Below are 11733 nucleotides of genomic sequence, written 5' to 3'. Positions count from 1 at the left end.
CCGGTATCTCACGCTTAGACGTTAATTACTCCCAAACATATCTTTAATCCAACCGGCTACACCGTCGCTGTCTTTCTGCTCTTGCTGAGCAGGTTGCTGTTGCGGCTGTTGCTGCGGCTGAGAAGACTGATCAAACGGATTGCCTGACGGTTGCTGCTGCATCTCACTCTGCTGGCACAGCAATTGCGGATCGCTGGTCCAGACCGGCAAGACACGCATGCCACCGCTGCAAACAAAGTTGCCGTCGTAGTCCACGCCCATATCTGCAATATCTTCTGGCGGAACAAGATTCAGCGGCGTTGGCGTCTGGTTAGCCAGATAACGCTGATAAATCGACATTGCCCCGCTGGCACCATACAGTTTGGTCGGCTGGTTGTTATCACGGCCGACCCAGGTGATGGTCACCGTGCTCCCATCAATGCCCGCAAACCAGGTATCTACGTTATTGTTGGTAGTCCCTGTTTTCCCTGCCAGATGCAGGTTCGGGTATTTCGCCCCAAGCTGACGTCCCGTACCGCGTTGTACAACCTGCTGCATGGTCCATAGTGTCAGATACGCCGCCTGCGCCGGAACAGCGCGTTCCGCCTGCGGGAAGCTCTGATACAACACCTTGCCGTCTTCTGCGATGACTGAACGTAGCGCGGAAAGCGGAGCACGATTACCACCGCTGGCGATAGTCTGGAAGGCCTGCGCCACTTCGATTGGCGTTAAGTTCAACGCCCCCAACAACATTGCTGGAACTGGATTCAGTTGATCTTTCGGCACACCCAGTTTAATCCAGGTCTCCGTAACCGCAGGCAGCCCCAACGCCATGCCCAGATTCACCGTCGGCACGTTCATCGAACGGGTCAACGCATCTACCAGCATCACCCTGCCACTTTCGCTATAACGACGATCATCGTTCTGCGGTGACCAGACCTGGCCATTCGGCTGACGCAGCGCGATTGGCGCATCGGCAATCCACGTATTCAAACGATAGATTTTCGGCTGGCTTAAGGCCGTTAGATAAGTCGCTGGTTTTGCAAGGGAACCAATCGAACGACGCGCCTGCATCGCACGGTTGTAGCCCGCAAACTGCGGCTCAGAGCCACCGACCATCGCACGAACTTCACCGCTAAAGCGGTCAACAACCACAATCGCGGTTTCAAGATCGCTCAACTTACGCTGTTTCTTCAGTGCCGGAATGCCTTCCACAGCGGCTTTTTCTGCCGCGTCCTGGGCCACCGAGTCAAAGGTAGTGAAGATCTTCACGCCGGAGAGATCTTTTACCTTATCGCCTAATTTCGCCTGCAGCTCCTGACGCACCAGCTGCATAAAGGCTGGCTGAGGGGAGATCACCCCACCGCGCGGCTGAACACCCAGCGGACGCGCACTCAGCATGTCGTAGAGTTCTTGATCAATAATTTGTTGCTGTTGCAGCAAACGTAGTACCAGATTACGTCGCTCCAGCGCCAGTTTCGGGTTACGCCACGGGTTGTAGATGGACGCCCCTTTCACCATACCGACTAACAGCGCCTGCTGATCGAGGCTTAGCTCTTCTACCGGGCGACCAAAGTAATACAAGCTCGCCAGCGGGAAGCCGCGGATTTCGTTGTCACCGCTCTGACCGAGATACACCTCGTTCATATACAGCTCAAGAATACGGTCTTTGCTGTAACGCGCGTCCATGATCAGCGCCATGTAGGCTTCGTTCGCTTTACGCCAGTAAGAACGCTCGCTGGAGAGGAACAGGTTTTTAACCAACTGTTGCGTCAGCGTACTCGCCCCCTGCACCGTGCGTCCGGCAGTCAGGTTTGCCAGCACCGCACGTCCGATTGAGTAGAGACTGATCCCATCATGCTCGTAGAAATGACGGTCTTCTGTCGCCAACAAAGTATCCACCAGCAAATCCGGGAAACCACTGCGCGGCACAAACAGACGCTGCTCACCGTTTGGCGAAGAAATCATGGTGATCAGGCGCGGATCAAGACGGAAGAAACCGAACTGACGGTTGTTCTCCATATTGACGATCGTCGCCAGATGATCGCCATCAAAGGTCAGACGCGCGCGCACCTGCCCTTCTTTGCTGTCCGGGAAATCAAACGGACGGCGGATCATCTCAATGCTGTTGGCCTGTACGGTAAACTCGCCAGGACGGGTCATTTTCGAGACCTGGCGATACTGGGTCGCCTCCAGCAGCTTCACCATCTCGTTCTTGCTGATGGTCATGTCTGGCTCAAGGTTGACCATTCGACCATAAACTGCCGCGGGCAATTGCCAGACCTTGCCATCAATACGGCTGCGAATTTTTTGATCGAGATAAACGCCGTAAATGGCGATCATCACGGCAAAAACGATAGCCAGTTTTAGCAGCAGCCATAGCCAGCCGCGTTTGCCACGAGGCTTACGCCCTTTGCCCTTACCTTTGCGCGGCATCGGTTCTTCATCCTCATAGTCATCATAATCGTCGTAATCATCGTCATCTTCGTAACGACGACGGCTTACCTTTTGTTTGACCGGACGCGTCGGTTTCCCTTTGCGTCCAATTGGCTCGCGGTCATTCCCGGCCATGCTTTTTCTCCGCAATAATCAGGCGCAAAAGCCCGATTTTCTGTTCTTCTGTTGCAAGACAGAAGAAGATATCTCTCAAATTTGCTTTGGTCTTCACGAATACTTTTTCGTTCGTCGCGTCGGTGCGGTGTTTGCCGGGTCGTCCGGCCAGACATGTTTGGGATAACGCCCTTTCATCTCTTTTTGCACCTCACGGTACGCTCCTTTCCAGAAGGCGCTCAAATCACGCGTGATTTGCAGCGGCCTTTGGGCAGGGGAAAGCAACTCCAGCACCAACGGTACGCGCCCCTGGGCGATAGTCGGATTAGTGGCCTCACCAAACATCTCCTGCATTCTCACCGCCAGCGCGGGCGGGTTATCTTCATGGTAACGAATGGCGATCCGGCTTCCCGTCGGCACAGTGTAATGCGCAGGCAATTCACTATCCAGACGTTGCTGCATTACCCAATCAAGTAATCCACGCAGTGCCTGATAAATATCGAGTGATTTCAGGCCGCGTAGCGAATGTACGCCTGTCATATGCGGCAGTAGCCACGTTTCCAGCGTCGCCAACAAACTTTCATCATCAACCGCTGGCCAGTCATATTCCGGCAACCACTTTGCGGCGCATAACAAACGCAAGCGTAGCTGTTCCGCTTCCGCCGTCCAGTTGAGCACGCTTAAACCTTTATCACGAATGCCGTTAAGCATCGCCTGATGCAACTCGTCTTCCGAGGGTTTCGCCAGCGGTTGCACTTTTACCATCAACTGACCAATTTGCAGCCGACGCCAGGCTTTCAGCGTACCTTGCGCGTCATCCCACTCCACAGTGTCAGACTGCTGTACCAGCTGCGGGCAGCGTTGTACTAACTCATCAATATCGACCGGCAGCGCCAGTAAAATCCGCGCATCCGGCGAGGCGCTGCCCTGCAATAATAACGGTGCGATCAACCATTCGTGGCGGCTTAGCGCATCGTCGGCATCGAGCATCGCCCCCATGCCGTTCGCCAGTTGATAGCGTTCATCTTGCCCACGGCGACGAGCAATGCGATCGGCATACGCTCTGGCAAGTAGCGGCGCGATAAGCGAACTGTCTGCCTCACCGCCGCGTACGTTTAAGCGTTTTAACAGTTGCTGACTACGTTGCTGCCAGGCGGGTTGATTGCGCGAAAACGCCACGCCCAGGTCACTATTGCCCATCCGTGGCGGCTCTTCGAGAATGGCGGCAATTTTTGCCGCGGTAGCAGCTTCGTCGTCGTTCTTCGCGCTAACCAGCATTGCCGCTAAACGCGGATCGTTACCCAGCGCTGCCATTTTTTGCCCTTGCGCGCTTAGGCGTTCGCCATCCAGCGCCCCCAGCATCTGTAACAGGCGTTTCGCGGCCAGTAGATTCACCGTTGGCGGTTGATCCAGCCAGCTCATCTGCGCCGGATCGCCGCATCCCCATTGCAGTAATTCCATCAGCAAACCGGAAAGATCGCTTTGTAAGATCTCCGGTTCACTTTGCGCGGCAGCGCGTTCTGCTTGTTCTTTGGCGATTAAATGCAGGCAGATACCCGGCTCCAGACGCCCGGCACGCCCGGCACGTTGCGTCATCGACGCCTGACTAACGCGTTGAGTAATCAACCGCGTAAGCCCTGTACGCGGATCAAAACGCGCCACCCTTTCCTGGGCACAATCCACCACCAGACGAATACCTTCGATGGTTAAACTTGTTTCAGCAATATTGGTCGCCAGCACCACTTTGCGCATCCCTTGCGGTGCCGGGAGGATCGCTTTTCGCTGATCGTTCAGCGACAACGCGCCATACAGCGGGCAGAGCAACACATCACTGCCGATGCGTGAAGTCAGTTGTTCCTGCACACGCTGAATTTCTCCGACGCCAGGTAAAAATAACAGTAATGATCCACTTTCCTGACGCAGCATTTCGGCGGTAGCAACCGCGACGGCTTCGTCAAAACGCTGATGAGCGGGCAGCGGCAAATAACGGCGTTCAACCGGAAACGAGCGCCCTTCTGAGATGACGACGGGCGCTTCTGGCAGCATTTGCTGCAAGCGGTCGTTGTCCAGCGTAGCCGACATAATCAGCAGTTTAAGGTCATCACGCAGACCTTGTTGCACATCGAGTAACAACGCCAATGCCAAATCCGCCTGCAAGCTGCGCTCATGAAATTCATCAAGGATCACCAATCCAACACCACTCAGTTCCGGGTCACGCTGGATCATCCGCGTCAGCACGCCTTCGGTAACCACTTCCAGGCGGGTATTCGGCCCGACGCAGTTTTGCGCACGCATCCGGTAGCCAACGGTATCGCCTGGCTTTTCGTTAAGCAGCTCCGCCAGTCGTTGCGCAACGTTACGCGCCGCCAGACGACGCGGCTCCAGCAGGATAATTTTCCCGTTAATGCCGGGATGCGCCAGCAGTTGCAGCGGCAGCCAGGTTGATTTCCCGGCCCCGGTCGGCGCACTTAATAACACCTGCGATGCACCATCGAGGGCAGCAAGTAACTCAGGTAAGACGGCAGCAACGGGCAACGACGACACAAAACGCTCCAGAGGGTTAACATTCTTCGCGCCACATTGTAGCATCGCGGTAATTCATAACCGAGTGCCTCACATGTCTGAACCGCAACGGCTGTTCTTTGCTATCGACTTACCTGCAGAAATCCGCGAACAGATTATCCGCTGGCGCGCCACACACTTCCCACCTGAGGCGGGACGTCCGGTCGCCGCCGATAATTTGCATCTGACTCTGGCATTTTTAGGCGAAGTGAGCGCAGAGAAAGAGAAGGCGCTTTCTCTTTTAGCCGGACGGATTCGTCAACCTGGTTTCACACTCACGCTTGATGACGCCGGTCAATGGCTGCGTTCGCGTGTGGTGTGGTTAGGGATGCGACAGCCGCCTCGCGGCTTAATCCAGCTGGCGAATATGCTCCGCTCACAGGCTGCCCGCAGCGGTTGTTTTCAAAGCAATCGTCCGTTTCATCCACATATTACCTTATTGCGCGACGCCAGCGAGGCGGTGACAATCCCGCCGCCAGGTTTTAACTGGTCGTATACGGTGACGGAGTTCACCCTTTACGCCTCCTCGTTTGCCCGTGGACGCACACGCTACACGCCGCTAAAACGCTGGGCGCTAACGCAATAACAAGGATTGTCGCAATGGAATTTTCTCCCCCTCTACAGCGCGCGACGCTAATTCAGCGTTACAAACGTTTTTTAGCCGATGTGATCACACCCGATGGTCGCGAATTAACGCTACACTGCCCGAATACGGGTGCGATGACCGGTTGTGCAACGCCTGGCGATACCGTCTGGTATTCGACTTCAGACAACACCAAACGGAAATACCCACACACCTGGGAATTAACTCAAAGCCAGAGCGGCGCAATTATTTGCGTCAATACGCTTTGGGCTAACAGGTTGACGAAAGAGGCTATCCTTAATGAATCAATTTCAGAGCTGGCAGGCTATAGCTCGCTGAAAAGCGAAGTAAAATACGGCGCCGAACGCAGCCGTATTGACTTTATGTTGCAGGCGGATTCGCGTCCAGACTGCTATATTGAAGTGAAATCGGTTACGTTAGCGGAGAACGAACAGGGATATTTTCCCGATGCGGTCACTGAACGAGGTCAGAAACACCTTCGGGAGTTGATGAGCGTAGCGGCTGAAGGCCAGCGTGCGGTTATCTTTTTCGCCGTGCTGCATTCAGCCATTACACGGTTTTCACCCGCGCGCCACATCGATGAGAAATACGCGCAACTATTGTCAGAAGCTCAACAGAGGGGGGTAGAAATTCTGGCTTACAAAGCGGAACTTTCTGCCGAAGGCATGGCTCTTAAAAAATCACTACCGGTTACATTGTAGTAGAGTAAGTAACTGGTTAATTTACATTCTGGTCGCGTGCGCAAATACGCTTTTCCTCACACAGTTGTCAAGTGTTACGTTTAGATAATTGCTATCCGGAAAAGCATCTGCTATTTATAGCGGCCTCATTTTTCCCCCGAACATGGGGATCGATAGTGCGTGTTAAGGAGAAGCAACATGCAAGAAGGGCAAAACCGTAAAACATCGTCCCTGAGTATTCTCGCCATCGCTGGGGTGGAACCATATCAGGAGAAGCCGGGCGAAGAGTATATGAATGAAGCCCAGCTGGCGCACTTCCGTCGTATTCTGGAAGCATGGCGTAATCAACTCAGGGATGAAGTCGATCGCACCGTTACACATATGCAGGATGAAGCAGCCAACTTCCCGGACCCGGTAGACCGTGCAGCCCAGGAAGAAGAGTTCAGCCTCGAACTGCGTAACCGCGATCGCGAGCGTAAGCTGATCAAAAAGATCGAGAAGACGCTGAAAAAAGTGGAAGACGAAGATTTCGGCTACTGCGAATCCTGCGGTGTTGAAATCGGTATTCGCCGTCTGGAAGCGCGCCCGACAGCCGATCTGTGCATCGACTGCAAAACGCTGGCTGAAATTCGCGAAAAACAGATGGCTGGCTAATTACAGCCGTTCCATCACGTTTACCACAGGCGGGAAATGCTCCCGCCTTATTTTTTGTTCAAAGAGATGACAGACACACACTATATTGGCCGCTTCGCCCCCTCTCCTTCCGGCGAGCTTCATTTTGGTTCTCTGATTGCTGCGCTTGGCAGCTATTTGCAGGCTCGCGCCCGGCAAGGTCGCTGGCTGGTACGCATTGAAGATATCGACCCGCCTCGTGAAGTTCCCGGTGCCGCAGAAACTATCCTGCGCCAGCTGGAACATTACGGCCTGTACTGGGACGGCGACGTTCTCTGGCAATCGCAACGTCACCACGCCTATCGCGAAGCACTCGCCTGGTTACATGAGCAAGGACTAAGTTATTACTGCACCTGCACGCGTGCGCGTATTCAAAGCATTGGCGGTATTTACGACGGTCATTGCCGGGATTTGCATCATGGACCAGACAACGCCGCAGTACGTATCCGCCAGCAGCATCCGGTCACCCAGTTTACTGACCTGCTGCGAGGCATTATTCACGCCGACGAAAAACTGGCACGGGAAGATTTTATTATTCATCGCCGTGATGGTTTGTTTGCCTATAACCTGGCGGTGGTGGTGGATGATCACTTCCAGGGCGTAAGCGAAATTGTCCGCGGGGCAGATTTGATCGAACCGACGGTGCGGCAAATCTCGCTGTACCAGCTTTTTGGCTGGAAAGTGCCAGATTACATCCATTTACCGCTGGCGCTTAATCCACAAGGCGCTAAACTTTCCAAGCAGAATCATGCGCCTGCGTTGCCGAAAGGCGATCCGCGCCCGGTGTTAATCGCGGCACTTCATTTTCTGGGTCAGCAGGTAGAAACACACTGGCAGGATTTCAGCGTCGAGCAAATCCTTCAGTCAGCCGTCAAAAACTGGACGCTGACCGCCGTGCCTGAGTCGGCAATTGTAAATTCAACATTCTCAAATGCGTCATGCTGAGCTATGATTAGCCGCTATTTTTTTGTCCTGAATGATGTTTGACACTACCGAGGTGTACTATTTTTACCCGAGTCGCTAATTTTTGCCGCAAGGTGCTAAGCCGCGAGGAAAGCGAGGCTGAACAGGCAGTCGCCCGTCCACAGGTGACGGTGATCCCGCGTGAGCAGCATGCTATTTCCCGCAAAGATATCAGTGAAAATGCCCTGAAGGTAATGTACAGGCTCAATAAAGCGGGATACGAAGCCTGGCTGGTTGGCGGCGGCGTGCGCGACCTGTTACTTGGCAAAAAGCCGAAAGATTTTGACGTGACCACCAACGCCACGCCAGAGCAGGTGCGCAAACTGTTCCGTAACTGCCGCCTGGTGGGTCGCCGTTTCCGTCTGGCTCATGTGATGTTTGGCCCGGAGATTATCGAAGTTGCGACCTTCCGTGGACATCACGAAGGTAACGTCAGCGACCGCACGACCTCCCAACGCGGGCAAAACGGTATGTTGCTGCGCGACAACATTTTCGGCTCCATCGAAGAAGACGCCCAGCGCCGCGATTTCACTATCAACAGCCTGTATTACAGCGTGGCAGATTTTACCGTCCGTGATTACGTTGGCGGCATGAAGGATCTGAAAGACGGCGTTATCCGTCTGATTGGTAACCCGGAAACGCGCTACCGTGAAGATCCGGTACGGATGCTTCGCGCGGTTCGTTTTGCCGCCAAATTGGGCATGCGCATCAGCCCGGAAACCGCCGAGCCGATCCCACGCCTGGCAACCTTACTGAACGATATCCCACCGGCACGTCTGTTTGAAGAATCGCTGAAACTGTTGCAAGCGGGCTACGGTTACGAAACCTATAAGCTGCTGTGTGAATATCATCTGTTCCAGCCGCTGTTCCCGACCATTACCCGCTACTTCACGGAAAATGGCGACAGCCCGATGGAACGCATTATTGAGCAGGTACTGAAGAATACCGATACGCGTATCCATAACGATATGCGCGTGAACCCGGCGTTCCTGTTTGCCGCCATGTTCTGGTACCCATTGCTGGAGACGGCACAGAAGATCGCCCAGGAAAGCGGCCTGACCTATCACGACGCTTTCGCACTGGCGATGAACGACGTGCTGGACGAAGCCTGCCGTTCACTGGCGATCCCGAAACGGCTGACCACGCTAACCCGCGATATCTGGCAGTTGCAGTTGCGTATGTCCCGTCGTCAGGGAAAACGCGCATGGAAACTGCTGGAGCATCCTAAGTTCCGTGCGGCATACGACCTGTTGGCCTTACGAGCCGAAGTTGAGCGTAACGCTGAACTGCAACGTCTGGTGAAATGGTGGGGTGAGTTCCAGGTTTCCGCGCCACCAGACCAAAAAGGGATGCTTAACGAACTGGATGAAGAACCGTCACCGCGTCGTCGTACTCGTCGTCCACGCAAACGCGCACCGCGTCGTGAGGGTACCGCATGACAGTGGCGTATATTGCCATAGGCAGCAATCTGGCCTCTCCGCTGGAGCAGGTCAATGCTGCCCTGAAAGCATTAGGCGATATTCCAGAAAGCCGCATTCTTGCTGTTTCTTCGTTTTACCGCACCCCACCGCTGGGGCCGCAAGATCAACCCGATTACTTAAATGCCGCCGTCGCGCTGGAAACCACTCTTGCCCCTGAAGAGCTACTCAATCACACACAACGTATCGAATTGCAGCAAGGTCGCGTCCGTAAAGCTGAACGCTGGGGACCGCGCACGCTGGATCTCGACATCATGCTGTTTGGTAATGAAGTAATAAATACCGAACGTCTGACCGTACCGCACTACGATATGAAAAATCGTGGCTTTATGCTGTGGCCACTGTTTGAAATTGCGCCGGAATTGGTATTTCCTGATGGCTTATCATTAGTTGAAGCTCTACAGGCAAAAGGCTTTAATGAATTAGATAAGTGGTAATTATTTTTCGTGTGAATATAAATATATTCTGAAAATAGCCTCAAGATATTGCAAATAATAATATATTTAAGATAAATAAAAACACAGAAAATATAATATAATTTCCTGAACTTCTAATTCCATACACCATCCCCCTTAATTTTTAAAGTTAATTTTACTAATTTTTATGTTTAGTAAAATTAACTTCCATATGTCATGATATTATGCAGAATGTCTGTCCAATGATGAATGAATGTTATACTTGGTAAAAAACAAACAGACATCATTAACAAAGTAACGTTCAGTTACATGGCATTGCATCAAAATCTCATCATCATGCAATGCTGTTATCTGCTTTATGGAATATTGATAAAGGATTTTTATGTCTAAAAAATTAGGTTTTGTGCTGTCCGGTATTATGTTGGCAATGGCTGCTGGTACTGCATTTGCTGCTAACGATATGGACGGTGGTCAGTTAAATATTAGCGGCCTGGTCGTTGATAACACCTGTGAAGCTCGTGTTGATGGCGGTAACAAAGACGGTCTGATCCTGCTGCAAACTGCTACCGTTGCTGAAATCACCGATGGTGTACTGGATACCACCGTAGGTGCTAAAGCTAAACCATTCAGCATTACTATTGACTGTAGCAAAGCTAACCCGGCTCCGGGTACTACTGCAAAAATGACCTTCGGTTCTGTTTTCTTTGGTAACAGCAAAGGAACACTGAACAACGACATGTCTATTAACACCCCGTCTGACGGCGTAAATATCGCTCTGCACAATATTGATGGTTCTGCTATTAAACAGGTTCAGGTCAATAATCCGGGTGATGTTTACAGCAAAACTCTGGATTCAACGTCTAAATCTGCAACCTACGATTTTAAAGCATCCTATGTTCGTGCGGATGCAAGCAAAGCAGCTACTGCCGGTTATGTAAAAACCAACTCAGCATATACCATTACTTACCAGTAAATATCAACCGCTTAAATTGATCGGATGAATATATACAGGGAATAACATCAAATATTTTTACTTTTGATAATTATTCCCTGTTTTAATTAATTCTGTAAGGAATGGTTTATGTTTTTTAATACTAAACATACCGCAGCATTGTGCTTAGCGAGCTGTATGGCTTTTAGCTCATCAGCTATTGCAGACATCGTAATTTCAGGTACACGCGTAGTTTATAAAAGCGAACAAAAAAACGTCAATGTACGTCTGGAAAATAAAGGCAATAACCCATTGCTGGTTCAGAGTTGGTTAGATACTGGCGATGACAACGCTGAACCAGGCAGTATTACTGTCCCCTTTACCGCTACGCCGCCAGTATCACGTATTGATGCTAAACGTGGCCAAACAATCAAACTGATGTACACCGCCAGCAGTGCTCTGCCAAAAGACAGAGAAAGTGTGTTCTGGTTTAACGTACTGGAAGTACCTCCAAAACCAGATGCAGCAAAAGCAGCAAACCAAAGCCTGCTACAACTGGCATTTCGCACACGTATAAAACTGTTCTATCGCCCGGAAGGATTGAGTGGAATTTCATCTGATGCACCATTGGCTCTGAAGTGGTCCTGGGCAACATCTGAAGGCAAAGCAGCATTACGCGTTGATAACCCTACGCCCTACTATGTCTCTTTTAGCAGTGGTGATTTAGAAGCCAACGGCAAACGCTACCCCCTGGATATGACAATGATTGCGCCGTTCAGTAACGACGTCATCAAGGTAAATGGGATGAGTGGCAGAACAAGCTCTGCAAAAGTGCATTTTTTCGCCATTAATGATTTTGGTGGATCTATTGAAGGCAACGCCAACCTTTAATCTGGCA

At 51.9% G+C, this 11733-nt stretch carries 10 protein-coding genes; 8 read left to right on the top strand and 2 right to left on the bottom strand.

Annotated elements, in window-relative coordinates; genetic code table 11:
- Window positions 1-21: 21 nt before the first annotated feature.
- Both mrcB and hrpB read right to left on the bottom strand, forming a co-directional pair.
- A complete protein-coding gene (gene mrcB, locus C4F37_RS22580; protein WP_001540737.1) occupies window positions 22-2550 on the bottom strand; it encodes a bifunctional glycosyl transferase/transpeptidase in 2529 nt (842 codons plus the stop codon).
- 93 nt (window positions 2551-2643) lie between these two features.
- Window positions 2644-5073 (bottom strand): ATP-dependent helicase HrpB, encoded by a 2430-nt coding sequence (hrpB, locus tag C4F37_RS22575; protein WP_001540734.1) that lies wholly within the window; start codon window positions 5071-5073, stop codon window positions 2644-2646.
- A 73-nt stretch (window positions 5074-5146) separates the two neighbouring features.
- Between hrpB and thpR the strand changes: the two genes are divergently transcribed.
- The 8 genes from thpR (at window position 5147) to C4F37_RS22535 (ending at window position 11726) form a co-directional block, all read left to right on the top strand.
- Window positions 5147-5677: an RNA 2',3'-cyclic phosphodiesterase gene (thpR, locus tag C4F37_RS22570; RefSeq protein ID WP_001294708.1), complete on the top strand. Its 531-nt coding sequence runs from the start codon at window positions 5147-5149 to the stop codon at window positions 5675-5677.
- A 14-nt stretch (window positions 5678-5691) separates the two neighbouring features.
- Window positions 5692-6396, top strand: a complete 705-nt coding sequence (gene sfsA, locus C4F37_RS22565; RefSeq protein WP_000396047.1) for a DNA/RNA nuclease SfsA — start codon at window positions 5692-5694, stop codon at window positions 6394-6396.
- 177 nt (window positions 6397-6573) lie between these two features.
- Window positions 6574-7029: an RNA polymerase-binding protein DksA gene (gene dksA / locus C4F37_RS22560; RefSeq protein ID WP_001155227.1), complete on the top strand. Its 456-nt coding sequence runs from the start codon at window positions 6574-6576 to the stop codon at window positions 7027-7029.
- 66 nt (window positions 7030-7095) lie between these two features.
- The gene (gene gluQRS, locus C4F37_RS22555) at window positions 7096-7992 is read left to right on the top strand and encodes a tRNA glutamyl-Q(34) synthetase GluQRS (protein WP_011076177.1); all 897 of its coding nucleotides are present in this window, start codon (window positions 7096-7098) and stop codon (window positions 7990-7992) included.
- Window positions 7993-8051: 59 nt separating this feature from the next.
- Window positions 8052-9449: a polynucleotide adenylyltransferase PcnB gene (gene pcnB, locus C4F37_RS22550; RefSeq protein WP_010723084.1), complete on the top strand. Its 1398-nt coding sequence runs from the start codon at window positions 8052-8054 to the stop codon at window positions 9447-9449.
- A complete protein-coding gene (folK, locus tag C4F37_RS22545; protein ID WP_000215149.1) occupies window positions 9446-9925 on the top strand; it encodes a 2-amino-4-hydroxy-6-hydroxymethyldihydropteridine diphosphokinase in 480 nt (159 codons plus the stop codon). The genes pcnB and folK overlap by 4 nt, the downstream gene beginning before the upstream one ends.
- Window positions 9926-10286: 361 nt before the next feature.
- On the top strand, window positions 10287-10877 hold the full coding sequence (locus tag C4F37_RS22540; protein WP_000038449.1) for a fimbrial protein: 591 nt from the start codon (window positions 10287-10289) through the stop codon (window positions 10875-10877).
- Between the two features lie 108 nt (window positions 10878-10985).
- Window positions 10986-11726, top strand: coding sequence for a fimbrial chaperone (locus C4F37_RS22535; protein WP_000465917.1), 741 nt, complete (start codon window positions 10986-10988; stop codon window positions 11724-11726).
- Window positions 11727-11733: the final 7 nt, after the last annotated feature.

It is taken from the genome of Escherichia sp. R1, assembly GCF_003000935.1.
Lineage (GTDB): Bacteria > Pseudomonadota > Gammaproteobacteria > Enterobacterales > Enterobacteriaceae > Escherichia > Escherichia coli.
Note: the sequence above shows the minus strand (reverse complement) of the source record. Positions and strands in the feature narration are given on the sequence as shown.